Origin of the sequence: Pseudomonas chlororaphis subsp. aurantiaca (assembly GCF_013466605.1) — a bacterium.
In the GTDB taxonomy this organism is placed as follows: Bacteria; Pseudomonadota; Gammaproteobacteria; order Pseudomonadales; family Pseudomonadaceae; genus Aquipseudomonas; species Aquipseudomonas chlororaphis_I.
Genome location: NZ_CP059162.1, coordinates 6,501,966 through 6,519,602 on the forward strand (window position 1 = coordinate 6,501,966; position 17,637 = coordinate 6,519,602).

Consider the following 17,637-nt stretch of genomic DNA (forward strand, 5'->3'; position numbering starts at 1 on the left):
ACGCTAACAAATCGCTGTGACAATCCTCGCCTGTGGGCGACCGCCCGCGTCCTGATTCCGCCACCGGCATGTGCCTGAGCGTCAGCGGCTTATTCCAAAAACGACAGTCTCAATGCGTTTTTGATATTAATTCATTAGATATCAAGCTGTTAGGCTTGCCGGTTCGCAATCGCAGCCACAAGCGATTGGCACAAGTCTTATGGAGCCTCAATGAACCTGCCGCTGATCCTCAATCTGCTGGTGTTCCTCGCCTTGCTGCTGGGCCTGGCACAAACCCGTCACACCACCTGGAGCCTGGCCAGGAAGGTCCTGCTGGCGCTGGTGCTGGGCGTGGTCTTCGGTGTTGCCCTGCACAGCCTCTACGGTGCCGGCAACCCCGTCCTGAAAACCTCCATCGGCTGGTTCGACCTGGTGGGCAACGGTTACGTGCAGCTGCTGCAGATGATCGTGATCCCGCTGGTGTTCGCCTCGATCCTCAGCGCCGTGGCGCGCCTGCACAACGCCTCGTCCCTGGGCAAGATCAGCTTCCTGACCATCGGCACCCTGCTGTTCACCACCGCCATCGCCGCGGTGATCGGCATCGCCCTGACCAACCTGTTCGGCCTGACCGCCGAGGGGCTGGTGGCCGGTACCCAGGAAATGGCGCGCCTGCAGGTGATCCAGAGCGATTACGCGGGCAAGGTCGCCGACCTGAATATCCCGCAGCTGCTGCTGTCGTTCATTCCGCAGAACCCCTTCGCCGACCTGGCCCGGGCCAAGCCGACCTCGATCATCAGCGTGGTGATTTTCGCCGCCTTCCTCGGCATCGCCGCCCTGCAACTGCTCAAGGACGACGCCGACAAGGGCCAGAAAGTGGTCAACGCCATCGACACCCTGCAAGCCTGGGTCACCCGCCTGGTACGCCTGGTGATGAAGCTGACCCCTTACGGCGTGCTGGCGCTGATGACCAAGGTGGTCGCCAGTTCCAACCTGCAGGACATCATCAAGCTCGGCAGTTTCGTGGTGGTGTCGTACATCGGCCTGGGCCTGATGTTCGTGGTTCACGGCCTGCTGGTGTCGCTGGCCGGGATCAACCCGCTGCGCTTCTTCCGCAAGGTCTGGCCGGTGCTGACCTTCGCCTTCACCAGCCGCTCCAGCGCCGCGACCATCCCGCTGAGCATCGAGGCACAGACCAGCCGCCTGGGCATTCCGCAGTCCATCGCCAGCTTCGCCGCCTCGTTCGGCGCGACCATCGGCCAGAACGGCTGCGCGGGCCTGTACCCGGCCATGCTGGCGGTCATGGTCGCCCCGACCGTGGGCATCAACCCGCTGGACCCGCTGTGGATCGCGACCCTGGTGGCGATAGTGACCTTGAGTTCGGCCGGGGTGGCCGGGGTGGGCGGTGGCGCGACATTCGCCGCGCTGATCGTGCTGCCGGCCATGGGTTTGCCGGTGTCCCTGGTGGCGCTGCTGATTTCGGTGGAGCCACTGATCGACATGGGCCGTACCGCACTGAACGTCAGCGGTTCGATGACCGCCGGTGCGATCACCAGCCAGATCATGCAGCAGACAGATAAAGAAAAGCTCGATGCCGATGAGCATGCGGAGCTGGCGCAGGCTTAAGGGCTGCGACCTTTAGAACGTCATCGCGGGCAAGCCTCGCTCCTACAGAGGAACGCCTTCATCTGTAGGAGCGAGGCTTGCCCGCGAAGCTTTTAGGTTCTTTCGAAAACTTCGAAACAGTACGCAGGTTTGTCACCTTCAGCGGGATTCGGCGTAAAGGAGGTTCGCTCCCAATCGTATGGGCCAAACTCCGGGAACCACGCATCGCCTTCAGGGCGTAAAGCGACTCTAGTTAAATACAAGCGATCAGCATGCGGTAACGCCAGCTCATACAACTGCGCGCCCCCAATCAGCATTAGCTCCTCCACGCCTTGCTTCAAAGCCCACTCCTCTGCACGAGTCACAGCTGCCTCAAGCGACGGATAAACCTCCGCGCCTTCCAACTGCAAACCATCCTGACGGCTGACGACAATGTTCAAACGCCCAGGTAGCGGACGACCGAGGGAGTCCCAAGTTTTACGCCCCATAATGATCGGTTTGCCGAGGGTCGTAGCCTTGAAATATTTGAAGTCGCCCGGCAAGTGCCAAGGCATGCTGTTGTTCACGCCAATCACTCGGTTTTCACCAAGAGCTGCGATCAGACATAAAGGAAGTGTTTTGTTCATTCGAGTGAGGATACCAGAGGCTGACCATCCCGCAACTTACCCCGACCAGCGCCACAGCAGTTATGCTCTGCGCTCCATTGAGCAACGGAATAACGCGTGACAGCACTGACCCCACTGGAAAGACTCTGGCTCACCGAAGCCGTACGCCTGCGTGAAGAACACGCCGGCGCCCTGGAGGACCAGGAAGCCAATCGCCTGGCGCGCACCGCTGGCGGCGACCTGGCGAGCCGCCTCCAATACCGCGCGCTATGGCTGGCCGAACGCGACGGCCTGGCCGCCGCCCTGCGCCACTGGGTCCAGGGCGCGCGCCTGGCACTGATGCTGCTGGCGCTGCTGGCCATCGTCAGCGGCGCCGGCCTGGCCTTCGCCGCCCTGGGCAACGGGCAGGCGCCGGTCAATGTGTTCTGGGCCCTGGGTAGCCTGCTCGGCCTCAACCTGCTCCTGCTGCTGAGCTGGGCCCTGGGCCTGCTGTTCGCCGGCGAACACGGTGCCAGTCTCGGCCGCCTGTGGCTGTGGCTCAGCGCCAAGCTCGCCCGCGACGCCAAGGCCGCGCAGTTGGCGCCCGCCCTGCTGCTGTTGCTGCAACGGCGCAAACTCAATCGCTGGGCCATCGGCACCCTGGTCAACGGCCTGTGGCTGCTGGCCCTGCTCAGCGCCATGGCAATCCTGCTGATGCTGCTGATCACCAAGCGCTACGGGTTCTACTGGGAAAGCACCCTGCTCGGCGCGGATGCCTTCGTGGCGATGACCAACGCCCTCGCGGCCATACCCCGTGCCATAGGTTTCGGGGTACCGACCGTAGAGATGATTCACGCCAGCACCCGGGATGTTTACAACACCGAGCTGGTGCGCCAGATGTGGGCCGTCTGGCTGGTGGCCTCGCTGATCATTTACGGCGTGCTGCCGCGCCTGCTGTTGATGCTGTTCTGTCGCTGGCGCTGGAAGCGCGGGCAGGCGCGCCTGCAACTGGACCTCAATCTCCCCGGCTACAGCCAGCTGCGCGAAGCGCTGATGCCCAGCAGCGAACGCCTGGGGATCAACGATGCCGCCCCCGACTTGCTGCACCGTATCGAAGGCGGCGTCAGCGCGCAGGACAGCGATGGTGCCCTGCTGGTGGCCATCGAACTGGACGACCAGCGCCCCTGGCCACCGCAATTGCCGGCCACGGTGAAAGACGCCGGCATCCTCGACAGCCGCGAATCCCGGCACAAGCTGCTGGAACAGATGAGCCGCTTTCCGCCGGCGCGCCTGGCCATCGCCTGCGATCCACGACGCTCGCCGGACCGTGGCAGCCTGGCGCTGATCGCCGAGCTGGCCCGCAGCGCCACTGCCACCCGGGTCTGGCTGTTGCAGGCGCCGCCGGGCCAGGCGCTGGATGCCGAACGCCTGGGTGACTGGCACGTGGCCCTGCAACAACTGGAGTTGCCGTTCGCCGATTGCGTGCCGCTGAACTGGCTGGAGACCGGGCATGACTGATCCTCGCAAACCGCCGTTGAAGCTGGCGGTGGTCGGCCACACCAACGTCGGCAAGACCTCCCTGCTGCGCACCCTGACCCGGGACGTCGGCTTCGGCGAGGTCTCCCATCGCCCCAGCACCACTCGCCATGTCGAGGGCGCGCGGCTGTCGGTGGACGGCGAACCGCTGCTCGACCTGTACGACACCCCCGGCCTGGAAGACGCCATCGCCCTGCTCGACTACCTGGAACGCCTGGAGCACCCCGGCGAGCGCCTGGACGGCCCGGCCCGCCTGATGCGGTTTCTCGAAGGCAGCGAAGCGCGCCAGCGTTTCGAACAGGAAGCCAAGGTGCTGCGCCAGCTGCTGGACTCCGACGCCGGGCTGTATGTGATCGACGCCCGCGAGCCGGTACTGGCCAAGTACCGCGACGAACTGGAAGTCCTCGCCAGTTGCGGCAAGCCGCTGCTGCCGGTGCTGAATTTCGTCAGCAGCGCCGACCATCGCGAGCCGGACTGGCGCGAAGCCCTGGCCCGCCTGGGCCTGCACGCACTGGTGCGGTTCGACAGCGTGGCGCCGCCGGAGGACGGCGAGCGGCGGCTGTATGAAAGCCTGGCGTTGCTGCTGGAAAGCTCGCGGCCGCAGCTGGAACGCCTGATCGCCGACCAGCAGGCGCAACGCGCGGCTCGCCAGCAAAGCGCCGCGCGGCTGATCGCCGAACTGCTGATCGATTGCGCCGCCTGCCGGCGCAGTGTGATCAGCGAGGTCGAGCAGGAACAGCAGGCCATCGGCGAGCTGCGCAAGGCCGTGCGCCAGCGCGAACAACGCTGTGTCGAGGCGTTGCTCAAGCTCTACGCCTTCCGCCCGCAGGATGCCGCCGCCAGCGATGTGCCGCTGCTCGACGGGCGTTGGGGCGATGACCTGTTCAACCCGGAAACTCTCAAGCAGCTGGGCGTGCGGGTCGGTGGTGGGATCGCCGCCGGCGCGGCGGCCGGGGCCGGCGTCGATCTGCTGGTGGGCGGCCTGACCCTGGGCGCGGCGGCCCTGGCCGGAGCGATCGCCGGTGGCGCGCTGCAAACCGCCCGCAGCTACGGCGGCCGCCTGCTGGGCAAGCTCAAGGGCCAGCGCGAGCTGACCGTGGACGACAGCGTGCTGCGCCTGTTGGCCCTGCGCCAACGGCAACTGGTGCAGGCGCTGAATGTGCGCGGCCATGCGGCGCTGGGCAGCATCCAGCTGGCCACGCCCCAGGACCAGAGCTGGCGCGAGGGCAAGCTGCCGGAGGCGCTGAACAAGGCCCGCGCCCATCCGCAGTGGTCGTCCCTCAACCCGGCGCCGCGGCTGAGCCAGGCGGAGCGTCAGGAGCAGATCGAGGTGTTGGCGCAGAAGCTGGTGGTCGAGGATTAGGTCATCCATCTGTAGCCGCTGCCGCAGGCTGCGATAAGGCCGTCAGGCCTTCCTGCGTCAGTGAGAAACCTGCGACCGTTCCGGTCGATCGCAGCCTGCGGCAGCGGCTACAGATTATGCGTTCAGCAGACGCCCCGCCTTATCCTTGAGCACCTGCAAATCCATCACCGGCACCCACAGTTCCTTGGCCTGCTCATCCCAATGGCGCAGGCGCAGGCTGACCGCGCACAGCGGGTCCTGTTCGAAGGCCCGGGCTTCCTCGGCGCTCATCACTCCGCCCTGGTATTGCAGGGTGCGCCGGCTGGCTTGGCTGAGCCGCTCGTAATAGCCCGGCTCATTGAAGGTCAGGTAACGCTTGGCCTGCACGTGGTACTCCACCAGCCGCGCCAGGCGCTCGCTGAAACCGGCGCGGCGCAGGTAGTCGGCGCCCAGCCGCTCATGGCTGACCACGCCGAAACCGCCCATGTTCTCGGCACCCTGCACGCAGATATGCCCGATATCGTGGAAGAACGCCGCCAGCACCACTTCGTCGTCGAAGCCCTCGGCCATGGCCCGTTGCGCGGCCTGGGACATGTGTTCGATCTGCGACACCGGCTCGCCGATGTAGTCGCTGTCGCCAAAACGCTCGTACAGGCCGAACACCTCGGCGATCCGCTGCTCAGGCCCCATCAGGCTTCCTCCAGCAAACGGGCGATATTGCCCTCGGCCATGGCCGGGCCGACGCTCATGCCCACACCGCTGTGCATCAGCGCCGCGCTGACCCCGGCGGCCGGGCGCAGGAAGGAGAACGGCCCCGGGCCACGGGCGCCATAGACACCCTGCCAGCGCTCGATCACCTGCACCTTGCAGCCCAGGGTGTGCTCGGCCAGTTCGAGCATCCAGTTGTCCACCTGTTCGGCATTGAACGGCGACGGGTCGCTGCCGTAATGGTGGGAGTCGCCGATGATCAACTCGCCATAGGGCGTCGGGCTGATCAGCAGGTGGATGCCGTTTTCGTGCAGGTGCGGCGCGTCCCGCAGGATCTGCGCCTGCACCGCCGCCGCTTCGGGCAGGTCGGCAAAGGCGCCGTAATGCACGCAGCTCAGGCCGGTGAGCAGCGCGTGCTGCAGGTCCAGCTGCACCTCGGGCCGGGCGCGGAGCATTTGCAGGCGACAGACCTGCGGCGCCAGCGCGGCAATCGGCTCGGCCAGCAGGGTCTGATAGTCATGCCCGGAACAGACCAGGATCTGCGCCGCGCGAAAGCTGCCGGCGGTGCTGTGCAACTGGCCGGGCTCGATGTCGCGCACCAGGGTGGAGAAATGAAACGCCACCCCCAGGTCGCGGCGCAGGTAGTCGATCAGCATCGGCAGGGCTTCGCGGGAATACAGCTGCTGGTCGTCCAGGCCGTGCAGCACCGCGCGATGATGGTGGAAGCGGCCGCCGTACAAATCGTTCAAGGCTGCGCCGCGCAGCAGTTCGACGCGGTAGCCGTGTTCCCGCGCGCGCCCGGCGCAGAAGGCCTGCAGCAATTGCTCTTCGGCCTCGGTGCGGGCGAACAGGTAAGAGCCGTTGCGCTTGAGCGGCAAGCCGGCCAGTTCGGCCCAGTCACCCCAGATGCCGCGGCTGGCCCTGGCCAGGTCGAGCATCACCCCAGGCGGCTGGCCGGTCACCAGGGCCTGGCCGAAATTGCGCACCGACGCGCCCAGGGGCGTGGCGCTGCGCTCGAAAACCTTGACCCGCAAACCGCGCTTGGCCGCGGCATAGGCATGGGACAGCCCGAGGATGCCGGCGCCGACGATCAGCAGGTCGTTGTGGTTGCTCATGTGTGTGGTCCTTGGGCGATGACCTTGGCGGGGTCGAATCGCGGGCAAGTCGGATCGCCGCCCGCTCGCTCCTACAGAAGCGTCCATAGAAGCGAGGCGGCCCGCGACAGGGGCTGTCGATTACTTGGCGGCGACCTTCTCGGACTTACCGTCATACCGCTTGCGCCACTCGGCGAGGATCTGGTCACGGTTCTTCGAGGCCCAGGCGAAGTCGTTCTTGATCAGGCGCTGCTCGTAGTCGGCCGGCAGTTCGGTCTGCGGCTTGGCGATCCCCGGCTGGGCCAGGACGGCGAAGTTTTCCTTGTACAGCTCCATGGCCGCGGGGCTGGCGGAGAAGTCGGCGAGTTTCTTCGCGGCTTCTTCATGAGGGGTGCCCTTGATCACCGCGGTGGCTTCGATTTCCCAGCCCAGGCCTTCCTTCGGCAGCACGATGTCCAGCGGCGCGCCCTGGCGCTTGAGCTGCACGGCCGGGTATTCGAAGGAGATGCCGATCGGGAATTCGCCGGCCGCCGCCAGCTTGCACGGCTTGGAGCCGGAGTGAACGTACTGGCCGATGTTCTGGTGCAGCTCGTCCATGTACTGCCAGCCCTGCTTCTCGCCGAAGGTCTGCAACCAGGCGCTGACGTCGAGGAAACCGGTGCCGGACGAAGCCGGGTTGGGCATGACGATCTTGCCCTTGTACTCAGGCTTGGTCAGGTCCTGCCAGCTCACCGGCTTGGTCAGGCCCTGCTTTTCGGCTTCGACGGTGTTGAAGCAGATGGTCGCGGCCCAGATGTCCATGCCGACCCAGGCCGGCGGGTTGGCGGCGTCGCGGTAGTTGCCGCCGATCTTGCCCAAATCCTTCGGCGCATAGCTTTGCAGCATGCCCTGCTGATCGAGGATCGCCAGGCTGGAGGCCGCCAGGCCCCACACCGCGTCCGCCTGCGGCCGGGCTTTTTCCGCCAGCAGCTTGGCGGTGATGATCCCGGTGGAGTCGCGCACCCATTTGATTTCCACGTCCGGGTTGGCGGCTTCGAAGGCCTGCTTGTAGCTCTTGAGCTGTTCGGCCTCGAGGGCGGTATAGACGGTCAGTTCGGTCTTCGCGGCAAAGGCGTTCATGCTGAAAGCAGTGAGGACAGCAGCGGCAACAGCCAGGGGCTTGAACATGGTGCGGTTCCTTTCTGTAGTGGGGCTGGGGTGAGGGTTGGACAGATTCAGTGGCCGGGCGCGGTCTGCCGCCAGGCCTGGGAGCGGCGCAGCAAGCCGCGCGAAGCCCAGGCCAGGAGCAGCGACACGCCCGCCGAGGTAAAGAGGATCAGGGTCGACATGGCGGCCGCGCCGCCGACGTTGCCGGCGTCGTCCATGTTCAGCACCGCCACCGCCGCAAGGATGGTGTCGGGGCTGTAGAGGAAGATCGCCGCCGAGACGGTGGTCATGGCCGAGACGAACAGGTAGCGCAGGATGTCCAGCAGCGCCGGCAGGCAGATCGGCACGGTGACCCGCAGGTAATGGCGGTACAGCGGCGCCTTGAGCGACAGCGCGGCGGCCTCGAACTCGGCGTCGAGCTGGCGCAGCGCGGTGGTGGCGGTCATCTGTGCGGTGGTCAGGTAGTGGGCGATGGTGCACACCACCAGCAGGGTCATGCTGCCGTAGAACACATGCAGAGGGTTGCCGCTGAGGTTGAAGAAGAAGACATAACCCAGGCCCAGCACCAGCCCCGGTACCGCCATCGGCACGAAGCTGAGCATGCGCAGCGCCAGATTGAGGCCGCGCTGGGCGTGGGTCTTCTCCATCAGGTAGGCGCCGGTGAAGATCAGCACTCCGCCGATCAGCGCCGTGCACAGGGCCATGGTCAGGCTGTTGCGGTAGGCCAGCCAGCCGCCGCCGGCGGTGTCGTTGAACTGGTAATGATTGAGCGACAGCGACAGGTTATAGGGCCAGAACTTCACCAGCGACGAGAACACCGCCATGCCGAACACCAGCAGCAGCGCCGCACAGATCAGCAGGACGATCGCCAGGTAGCAGCCGTCTCTCAGGCGAGAAGGCGCCGGGTTGAAAACTTGGGCGCGGCCGCTCATGGCGTCGCCATGACGACGACGCAGCCAGGCATCGACGCCGAAGCTGAACAGCGCCGGCAGCAACAGCACCATGCCGATCAAGGCGCCACGACCGAACTGCTGCTGGCCGACCACGGCCTTGTAGGCCTCCAGCGCCAGCACCTGATAGTCGCCACCGACCACCACCGGCACGCCGAAATCGGTGATGGTCAGGGTGAACACCAGGCAGAACGCGGCGAACACCGCCTGCCGGGTGGCTGGCCAGGTGATGCTGCGAAAGGCCTTGGCCGGGCTGGCGCCCATGCTCGACGCGGCATCGAACAACCGCGCATCGGCCAGGGACAGGGCCGACAGCAGGATCATCAGGGCGTGGGGAAAGGTGTAGATCACTTCGCCGAGGACAATGCCCCAGAAGCCGTAGATATTGTCCGAGAGCAGCCCGCGCAGCAGGCCCTGGTTGCCGAACAGATAGACCAGGGCGATCCCCGGCAGCATCGACGGCGCCATCAGCGGCAGCAGCGACAGGCCGCGCCAGATCGCCTTGCCGGGAATCAGTGTGCGTTGCAGGGCGTAGGCGAACAGGTAGGCCAGCGGTACCACTATGGCGGCGACGCTGAGGGAGACTTTCAGGCTGTTGCCCAACAGCCAGTGGAAGTTGGCGCTGGTCACCAGCTCACGAGCGGCGACCAGGCCACCGCCCTGCCCGGCTTCGCCGCTGAAGCCGCGCCAGAAGATCGCCAGCAACGGCAGCAGCACCGCCAGGCCCAGTAGCAAGAGCAGCACCAGCTTGCCGCCAAGCACGAAGACACGGTCGCCGACTTCCGCACGGGCCGCCTGGCGCGCTCGTTTCGCGGGCAGCGGCAGGGTCAGGTCAACGGCCATCTCAGGCAAACACCTGCAGGCTGCGCGGTGGCAAGGCGACCCAGATGTCCTGGGCACCGAGGCGCGGCATGGCTTCCGGAGCCAGCTCGGCCAGCAGCGGATGGCCGGGCAATTCGTTGAGTTCGAAGCTCATGCGGCAGCGGTTGCCGAGGAAGGTGATCTCCCGGACCTTGGCCGGGAACAGGTTTTCCTCGTGCACCGGCGGATTGACGTTGATCGCCTCCGGGCGACAGAACAATCGGCCCGAAGCAGCCTTGCCGGAGTCCGCCGCCAGCCGCAGGTTCATCCCGCCGACCTGGGCGTGGCTGTCGCTGCTGCGGCGGAACGGCAGCCAGTTGCCCTGGCCGACGAATTCGGCGACGAACGGGGTGGCCGGGCGATCGTAGATTTCCTGCGGCGTGGCGTACTGCTCGACCTTGCCGTTGTTCATCACCGCGATGCGGTCGGCCATCAACATGGCCTCGTCCTGGTTGTGGGTGACCATCAGGGTGGTGATGCCCAGGCGCCGCTGCAGCTGGCGCAGCTCGGTACACAGGTGCTCGCGCACCCGGGCATCCAGCGCCGACATCGGCTCATCCAGCAACAGCAACGAAGGCGCCGGGGCCAGGGCGCGCGCCAGGGCCACCCGCTGCTGCTGGCCGCCGGACAGCTGGCCGGGGTATTTCTTTTCGCTGCCGGTCAGGCCCACCAGTTCCAGCATCTGCGCCACGCGCTGGCGCACTTCGTCGCGGCCGCTGCCGGCCAGGCCGTAGGCGATGTTGGCTTCGACGCTGAGGTTGGGGAACAGCGCATAGGACTGGAACAGAATGCCATAGTCCCGGGCCTGGGGCGCCAGGTGCGAGACGTCGCGAGTGCCCAGGTACAACTCGCCCCGGTCCTGGCGCTCGAGGCCGGCGATGCAGCGCAGCAAGGTGGTCTTGCCGCAGCCCGACGGGCCGAGCAGGCACACCAGCTCACCGGCCGCCACGTCCAGGGAGACGTTATCCAGCGCGGTGAAAGCGCCAAAGCGTTTCTGCATGCCGCGCACCTTCATCGGGGCGCCGGGGTTGCTCAGGGCAGTTGCGATCGGGTTGTTCATGGACGGACCTCATCAAGCAGATGCAGGCCATCCTAGGGAGCGAATGCGTAGTTACTGTGGCAGTGAGGCAAAAGCTGCCGATAGTGGTATTGGCGGATTTGGGTTGGCCCTGCCGGTAATCCCGTAACCCTGTAGCCGCTGCGCTCGGCAGCGGCTACAAGGAGCAGGGTTCAGGCCGGCGCCATTTCCTGCGCCAGCCCGAGGAAGGCCGCCGGCAGGCGCGCGCCCTTGCGCTCCTTGAGGCAGTACAGGTACTCGGCGATCTGCGGCGCGTTCTCGATGGTCAGCACCCGCAGTTGCGGATCGTGGGGGACTTCCTGGCGGGCAATGATGCTGATGCCGATATTGCGCAGCACCGCCTCGCGGATCGACTCGCGGCTACCGATCTCCAGCAGCGGCCCGAAACTGACCCGGGCACTGTCGAGCAGCTCCTCGGTCAGGCGCCGAGTGGTGGAACCCGGCTCGCGCATCAGCAGGGTGTGCCCGGCCAGGGCGTTCAAGGGCACGTGATCGAGGGTCGCCAACGGATGATTGCGGTGCACCGCCAGCACCAGCGGGTCGCTGCCAAGCACCCGGCGGATCAAGCGCGAATCTTCCAGCAGTTGCGAGGACGCGGCGATGTCGACCCGGTATTCCTCCAGCGACTCCAGGACCTGCTGCGAGTTGCCGATTTCCACCGACACCTCCACCTGGGGCAGGCGCTCCCGGAAGGTCTTCACCAGGTCGAGGATGTAATACGGCGCCGTGGCGGCGATCCGCAGGGTGCCTTGCAGCTGGCCGCTGTTGCGCAGGAAAAACTCGATATCGGCTACCTGCTGCAACAGCGCCTTGACCATCGGCAGCAGCCGGGCGCCCTCCTCACTGAGGCTGAGGCGGCGGCCGCCGCGGTAGAACAGCTCGACCGCATACTGGCTTTCCAGATGGCGGATCTGGGTGGTCACCGTGGGCTGGCTCAGGCCGAGCTTTTTCGCCGCCAGGGTGATGCTGCCCAGGCGGGCCACCATGTAAAACGCCTTCAGCTCGGCACTCAGCACTGCACGCTCTCGTTATCCCTTTATTTGCGCAACAGGCGCAAACCGTTGAAGACCACCAACAGGCTGACGCCCATGTCGGCGAATACGGCCATCCACATGGTGGCCAACCCGAAGAAGGTTACCCCAAGAAAGATCGCCTTGATGACCAGGGCCAGGGCGATATTTTGTACGAGAATGTTCGAGGTCTGGCGGGACAGCCGGACAAACGCCGGGATTTTGCGCAGATCGTCGTCCATCAGGGCGACATCGGCGGTCTCGATGGCAGTGTCGGTACCCGCCGCGGCCATGGCGAAACCGATCTCCGCGCGGGCCAGGGCCGGGGCGTCGTTGATACCGTCGCCGACCATGCCGACCCGATGCCCCTGGGCATACAGGTTTTCGATGGCTTGCAGCTTGTCGGTGGGCAGCAGGTCGCCACGGGCCTGGTCGATGCCCACCTGGGCGGCGATGGCCTCGGCGGTGTGCGGGTTGTCGCCGGTCAGCATCAGGGTCTTGATGCCCAGCTCGTGCAACTGCTGGATCGCTTCGCGACTGGACTCCTTGACCGTGTCCGCCACGGCGAACAGGGCCAGGGGGCCGACGCTATCGAGCAACAGCACCACGGTCTTGCCCTGTTTCTCCAGGGCGAACAGCTGCTCTTCCAACTCCGGCGAGCACAGCCCCAGCTCCTCCACCAGGCGGTGATTGCCCAGGTGGTAGAGCTGGCCGTTGATTTCCCCGCGCACGCCGCGGCCGGCCAGGGCCTCGAAGTTATCCACAAGGTGCAGGCTCAGCTGCTTATCCACAGCCGCATTGGAGATGGCCAAGGACACCGGGTGGTCGGAGCGGGACGCCAGGCTGGCGGCGATGGCCGGGGCGCTGCTGTCCGCCAGCGGGTCAAGGGACAGGAAATCGGTCTGCACCGGCTTGCCGTGGGTGATGGTGCCGGTCTTGTCCAGCGCCAGGTAATCGAGCTTGTAACCGCCCTCCAGGTAGACCCCGCCCTTGATCAGGATGCCTTTGCGCGCCGCCGCGGCCAGGCCGCTGACGATGGTCACCGGGGTGGAAATCACCAGGGCACAAGGGCACGCCACCACCAGCAGCACCAGGGCACGGTAGATCCAGTCGAACCAGGCCGCGCCCATGAACAGCGGCGGAATCACCGCCACGGCCAGGGCGAAGGCAAACACCGCGGGGGTGTAGATTTTCGAGAAGCTGTCGACGAAGCGCTGGGTCGGCGCACGCGCGCTCTGGGCCTGTTCCACGGCATGGATGATCCGCGCCAGGGTCGAGTTGTTGGCCGCTGCGGTCACCCTGTATTCCAGGGAGCCGGCCTGGTTGATGGTGCCGGCGAAGACCTTGTCGCCCAGGGTCTTCTCCACCGGCAGGCTTTCGCCGGTGATCGGCGCCTGGTCGATGGTCGAGCTGCCGGCTACCACCTCACCGTCCAGGCCGATGCGTTCACCCGGACGCACCCGTACCCGCGCGCCAGGCTCGATGCTTTTCGCTTCCCGCTCGACCCAGCTGCCGTCCGCCTGCTGCACCGTGACCCGCTCCGGGGTCATCTGCATCAGGCCGCTGATGGCATTGCGCGCGCGGTCCAGGGACCGGGCCTCGATCAGCTCGGCCACGGTGAACAGGAACATCACCATCGCCGCTTCCGGCCATTGGCCGATCAGCACGGCGCCGGTCACGGCGATGCTCATCAAGGCGTTGATATTCAGGTTGCGGTTCTTCAGGGCGATCCAGCCCTTTTTGTAGGTACCGAGGCCGCCGCTGAGGATCGACACCAGAGCGATCACCGCGACCACCCAGGTCGGCGCGGCGCTGGTGAAGTGGATCACTTCCGCGGCCAGTGCGCCGATACCGGACAGCGCCAGCGGCCACCAGTGCTTTTTCACCGGCGCCGCGGCCGGGGCATCGGACTCGCCGCCCTGGCCGATAGGCTCGGCTTCCATGCCCAGGGACTTGATGGCGGCGATGATCGGGGCGACGTCCGGCAGGTCATGGGTCACGCCCAGCACCCGGTTGATCAGGTTGAACTCCAGCTGCTGCACACCCGCCAGCTTGCCCAGCTTGTTCTGGATCAGCGTCTGCTCGGTCGGGCAGTCCATGGCGTCGATGCGGAAGTTGCTCAGGCGAGCAGTGGCGCTCGGCGCCGCGCTGAGCTTGACCAGCGCCGGCGCGGCGGCCGACGAACAGCAGGCGTCGCCGTGACTGGCGGCCTGGGGCTCGCTCAACTGGATCAACGACGGCGACGAGCAGCAGGAACCGCCGTGGCCAGCATGGTCGTGTTTTTTCACCGGATGCAGTTTGGCGCCATGATCGTGATCGTGATCGTGATCGTGATCGTGATCGTGATCGTGATCGTGATCGTGGCCAGCATGCTTGGAACCAGCGCCAGGTTTGCCAGGGGTGTGCAACGAATCGCTCATAAGGTCGCGTCCGAAAAGGTGCCTGTTGCCAAGTGAACACCCTGTAGCCACTATAGGGTCAAGCATCCTTTCGGAGATTGGCGCGATGAAAATTGGCGAGCTGGCGAAGCTGACCGACTGTCAGGTCGAAACCATCCGTTACTACGAGCGCGAAGGCCTGCTGCCGGAACCGGCCCGCAGCGAGGGCAATTACCGTCTGTATACCCAGGCCCACACCGAACGCCTGACCTTCATCCGCAACTGCCGCAGCCTGGACATGACCCTCGAGGAAATCCGCAGCCTGCTGAACCTGCGCGACAGCCCGCAGGACCAGTGCCAGAACGTGAACGCGCTGATCGACGAACATATCCACCACGTCAAGGCGCGGATCGACGGGCTCTTGGCCTTGCAGACACAGTTGCTCGACCTGCGCCAACGCTGCAGCGAAGGGCCGGACCTGGATCAGTGCGGGATTTTGCAGCGCCTGGAAGTCAGCGGCTCGGTGGCCCCCAGCGAGGCCGAGGATTCTCATGTGGGCCGTAGCCACGGCCACTAGAAACGACGCGGGCCAGCCTTGCTCCTGCGATAGACAGGAGCGAGGCTGGCCCGCGAGCATTGCGCAATGACGCCTGGGTCAGACCGCCATCGGCGCAGTCATCGGCGCGTGGTGCTCGTAGCCTTCCAGCGAGAAGTCGCTCGGCTCGACCTTTTCCAGCCACTCCGGCTCGTACACACCGGTCTTGGCGAACTCCGGTACACGCTCGGAAATCACCAGCTTCGGCATCGGAAACGGTTCGCGCTTGAGCTGTTCGTTGAGCATGTCCAGGTGGTTTTCGTAGACGTGGGCGTCACCGATGAAATAGGTGAACCAGCGCGGGGTGTAGCCGGTCAGGCGACCGATCAGGCTCAGCAGCGCGGCGCCTTCGGTGAGGTTGAACGGCGTGCCCAGGCCCAGGTCGTTGGAACGGATGTAGAGGGTCAGGGAGATTTCCCGGGTCTCGACATTCGGGTGGAACTGGTACAGCAGGTGGCACGGTGGCAGGGCCATTTCATCCAGCTGGGCGCAGTTCCAGCCGTGGAACAGGATACGGCGGCTGCCCGGGTCCTTGATGATGGTGTCCACGCACTGGCGCACCTGATCGATGGCCTTGTACAGCACTACGTAGGCCTGGCCGTTTTCCTCACCCTCGGCGATCTGCCGGTAACCCTGCTTCAGGGTCTGCTCGATGGCGGCCGGGTTGCTCAGGGGGATCTGCTTGTACGCCGGCCACTTGCGCCATTGCACGCCGTAGATCTCACCCAGGTCGTCCTCGCCCTGGCGGAAGGGGTTGGCCAGCCATTGCGCGTTTTCGTTGGCGTTCTGGTCCCAGACCTTGCAGCCCAGGGCGCGGAATTCGGCGGCGTTGTTCACCCCACGGAGGAAACCGCACATCTCGCCGATGGCCGACTTGAAAGCCATCTTGCGGGTGGTGATCGCCGGAAAACCTTCTTTCAGGTCATAACGCAGCATCGCGCCGGGAAAGCTGATGGTGTTCACGCCCGTGCGGTTGGCCTGCTTGGTGCCGTTCTTGATGACGTGAGCGACCAGATCGAGATATTGCTTCATGTATTACCTGTGTCCTTGAAGGCAGGGCTTGCGCCCTGCGATCCGAATTAGAGCGCGGCGTCTTTCGCCGCCGGTGCCGCTGGAGCGCGGTGGTAGGCCAGCCAGATCAGGAACAGGCCGCCAACGATCATCGGCAGGCACAGCACCTGGCCCATGGTCAGCCAGTTCCACGCCAGGTAACCCAGCTGCGCGTCCGGGACCCGGACGAACTCGACGATAAAACGGAAAATACCGTAAAACAGGGCGAACATCCCGGAAACCGCCATGGTTGGGCGAGGTTTGCGCGAGAACAGCCAGAGGATGAGGAACAGCGCCACACCTTCCAGGGCGAACTGATACAGCTGCGAAGGATGGCGCGGCAGCTGGGCCGGATCGCTGAACGGCGGGAAGATCATCGCCCACGGCAGGTCGGTCGGCTTGCCCCACAGCTCGGCGTTGATGAAGTTGCCGATGCGCCCGGCGCCCAGGCCGATCGGCACCATCGGCGCGACGAAGTCCATCAGCTGGAAGAACGACTTGTTGTTCTTCTTGCCGAACCACAAGGCCGCCAGCATCACCCCGATGAAACCGCCGTGGAACGACATGCCGCCTTTCCAGACTTCGAAGATCAGCGTCGGATTGGCCAGGTAGGCGCTCAGGTCGTAGAACAGCACATACCCCAGGCGCCCGCCGACAATGACCCCCATCGACATCCAGAACACCATGTCGGAAAGCTTTTCCTTGGTCCAGGTCGGGTCGAAGCGGTTCAACCGGCGCGACGCCAGCAGCCAGGCGCCACCGATGCCGATCAGGTACATCAGGCCGTACCAGTGAATTTTCAGCGGGCCGATGGCCAGGGCCACCGGGTCGATCTGCGGGTAAGGCAGCATTGCGACTCCTCGTTAGAGTGAAACTCGATTTGCGCCGCGACCATGTCACGCGCGGATTAAGCCAGGATTGCGAAACCTGTCAGAGCAGAAACGTCAGGCCGACCACGAACAGCAGGCCGGCGAACAGCCGCTTCAACAGGCGCGGCGACAGCCGATGGGCCAGTCGCGCGCCGAACCGGGCAAAGACCATGCTGGTCAGGGCGATGCCCAGCAGCGCCGGCAAATACACAAAACCCAGACTATGAGCCGGCAGCAACGGATCATGCCAGCCCAGAATCATGAAACTTATTGCACTGGCCACGGCAATCGGCAAACCGCAGGCCGAGGACGTGGCCACCGCCTGCCGCATCGGCACGCTGCGCCAGGTCAAAAACGGCACGGTCAGCGAGCCGCCACCGATGCCGAAAATCGCCGAAGCCCAGCCGATCACGCTGCCGGCCAGGGTCAGCCCGAGCTTGCCGGGAACGTCGCGGCTGGCCTTGGGCCGCAGGTCCAGGGCCATCTGCAGGGCGACCACCAGGGCGAAGACACCGATGATTTTCTGCAGGTTCGGCCCGGAGATCGCTTCGGCCGTCAGCGCCCCGACCCCGGCGCCGAGCAGGATGCCCAGAGTCATCCAGGCAAAGATCGGCCAGCGCACCGCGCCTTTGCGCTGGTGTTCGCGAACCGCGTTGACCGAGGTGAAGATGATGGTCGCCAGCGACGTGCCGACCGCCAGGTGGGTCAGGATCGACGGATCGAAACCTTGCAGGGTGAAGCTGAACACCAGCACGGGAACGATGATGATGCCGCCACCCACGCCAAACAGGCCGGCCAATACGCCTGCGCAGGCCCCCAGCAGCAGATAGAGCAGAAATTCCATGGAGGCATCCC

Annotated in this window: 16 protein-coding genes; 5 read left to right on the forward strand and 11 right to left on the reverse strand. The window is 65.4% G+C overall.

The genetic code is table 11. The annotated features are described in order from the left end of the window. Positions 1-210: 210 nt before the first annotated feature. Complete coding sequence (locus H0I86_RS29850) at positions 211-1,602, forward strand: L-cystine transporter (protein ID WP_124355702.1); 1,392 nt, start codon at positions 211-213, stop codon at positions 1,600-1,602. 92 nt (positions 1,603-1,694) lie between these two features. On the opposite strand, the gene H0I86_RS29855 is transcribed toward H0I86_RS29850, so the two are convergent. After that, the gene (locus tag H0I86_RS29855) at positions 1,695-2,207 is read right to left on the reverse strand and encodes a dihydrofolate reductase (protein ID WP_180923171.1); all 513 of its coding nucleotides are present in this window, start codon (positions 2,205-2,207) and stop codon (positions 1,695-1,697) included. A gap of 96 nt (positions 2,208-2,303) precedes the next feature. Here H0I86_RS29855 and H0I86_RS29860 point away from each other — a divergent pair, with 96 nt between their 5' ends. Both H0I86_RS29860 and H0I86_RS29865 read left to right on the forward strand, forming a co-directional pair. Beyond that, positions 2,304-3,683 carry a DUF2868 domain-containing protein gene (locus tag H0I86_RS29860; RefSeq protein ID WP_180923172.1) on the forward strand — a complete coding sequence of 460 codons (1,380 nt, stop codon included), beginning with the start codon at positions 2,304-2,306 and terminating at the stop codon, positions 3,681-3,683. After that, positions 3,676-5,064: a GTPase/DUF3482 domain-containing protein gene (locus tag H0I86_RS29865; RefSeq protein WP_180923173.1), complete on the forward strand. Its 1,389-nt coding sequence runs from the start codon at positions 3,676-3,678 to the stop codon at positions 5,062-5,064. Before H0I86_RS29860 ends, H0I86_RS29865 begins: the two co-directional genes overlap by 8 nt. A 114-nt stretch (positions 5,065-5,178) precedes the next feature. On the opposite strand, the gene H0I86_RS29870 is transcribed toward H0I86_RS29865, so the two are convergent. The 7 genes from H0I86_RS29870 to H0I86_RS29900 all read right to left on the reverse strand — a co-directional run bounded on the left by H0I86_RS29870 (position 5,179) and on the right by H0I86_RS29900 (position 14,178). After that, positions 5,179-5,733: a phosphonate degradation HD-domain oxygenase gene (locus tag H0I86_RS29870; protein WP_180923174.1), complete on the reverse strand. Its 555-nt coding sequence runs from the start codon at positions 5,731-5,733 to the stop codon at positions 5,179-5,181. Further along, positions 5,733-6,866 (reverse strand): TIGR03364 family FAD-dependent oxidoreductase, encoded by a 1,134-nt coding sequence (locus H0I86_RS29875; RefSeq protein ID WP_180923175.1) that lies wholly within the window; start codon positions 6,864-6,866, stop codon positions 5,733-5,735. The genes H0I86_RS29870 and H0I86_RS29875 overlap by 1 nt, the downstream gene beginning before the upstream one ends. Positions 6,867-6,986: 120 nt before the next feature. Next, positions 6,987-8,012 (reverse strand): putative 2-aminoethylphosphonate ABC transporter substrate-binding protein, encoded by a 1,026-nt coding sequence (locus tag H0I86_RS29880; RefSeq protein ID WP_180923176.1) that lies wholly within the window; start codon positions 8,010-8,012, stop codon positions 6,987-6,989. A 47-nt stretch (positions 8,013-8,059) separates the two neighbouring features. Then, entirely contained in the window at positions 8,060-9,784 is a 1,725-nt protein-coding gene (locus H0I86_RS29885; protein WP_180923177.1) for a putative 2-aminoethylphosphonate ABC transporter permease subunit, read from the reverse strand. A 1-nt stretch (position 9,785) separates the two neighbouring features. Then, positions 9,786-10,862 (reverse strand): putative 2-aminoethylphosphonate ABC transporter ATP-binding protein, encoded by a 1,077-nt coding sequence (locus H0I86_RS29890; protein WP_124309754.1) that lies wholly within the window; start codon positions 10,860-10,862, stop codon positions 9,786-9,788. Positions 10,863-11,032: 170 nt separating this feature from the next. Beyond that, positions 11,033-11,896, reverse strand: a complete 864-nt coding sequence (locus H0I86_RS29895; protein WP_180923178.1) for a LysR family transcriptional regulator — start codon at positions 11,894-11,896, stop codon at positions 11,033-11,035. Positions 11,897-11,916: 20 nt separating this feature from the next. After that, positions 11,917-14,178, reverse strand: a complete 2,262-nt coding sequence (locus H0I86_RS29900; RefSeq protein ID WP_258019374.1) for a heavy metal translocating P-type ATPase — start codon at positions 14,176-14,178, stop codon at positions 11,917-11,919. Between H0I86_RS29900 and H0I86_RS32310 the strand changes: the two genes are divergently transcribed. Together H0I86_RS32310 and cadR are read left to right on the forward strand one after the other, a co-directional pair. Continuing rightward, positions 14,152-14,346 carry a hypothetical protein gene (locus H0I86_RS32310; protein ID WP_373369393.1) on the forward strand — a complete coding sequence of 65 codons (195 nt, stop codon included), beginning with the start codon at positions 14,152-14,154 and terminating at the stop codon, positions 14,344-14,346. The genes H0I86_RS29900 and H0I86_RS32310 overlap by 27 nt on opposite strands. 49 nt (positions 14,347-14,395) lie before the next feature. Further along, positions 14,396-14,845, forward strand: coding sequence for a Cd(II)/Pb(II)-responsive transcriptional regulator (gene cadR / locus H0I86_RS29905; protein ID WP_007930346.1), 450 nt, complete (start codon positions 14,396-14,398; stop codon positions 14,843-14,845). Between the two features lie 78 nt (positions 14,846-14,923). On the opposite strand, the gene H0I86_RS29910 is transcribed toward cadR, so the two are convergent. The 3 genes from H0I86_RS29910 to H0I86_RS29920 all read right to left on the reverse strand — a co-directional run bounded on the left by H0I86_RS29910 (position 14,924) and on the right by H0I86_RS29920 (position 17,626). Next, positions 14,924-15,895 carry a thymidylate synthase gene (locus tag H0I86_RS29910; protein WP_041984989.1) on the reverse strand — a complete coding sequence of 324 codons (972 nt, stop codon included), beginning with the start codon at positions 15,893-15,895 and terminating at the stop codon, positions 14,924-14,926. Positions 15,896-15,942: 47 nt separating this feature from the next. Then, a complete protein-coding gene (gene lgt / locus H0I86_RS29915; RefSeq protein ID WP_009051352.1) occupies positions 15,943-16,764 on the reverse strand; it encodes a prolipoprotein diacylglyceryl transferase in 822 nt (273 codons plus the stop codon). Between the two features lie 79 nt (positions 16,765-16,843). Further along, complete coding sequence (locus H0I86_RS29920; RefSeq protein ID WP_180923180.1) at positions 16,844-17,626, reverse strand: sulfite exporter TauE/SafE family protein; 783 nt, start codon at positions 17,624-17,626, stop codon at positions 16,844-16,846. Positions 17,627-17,637: the final 11 nt, after the last annotated feature.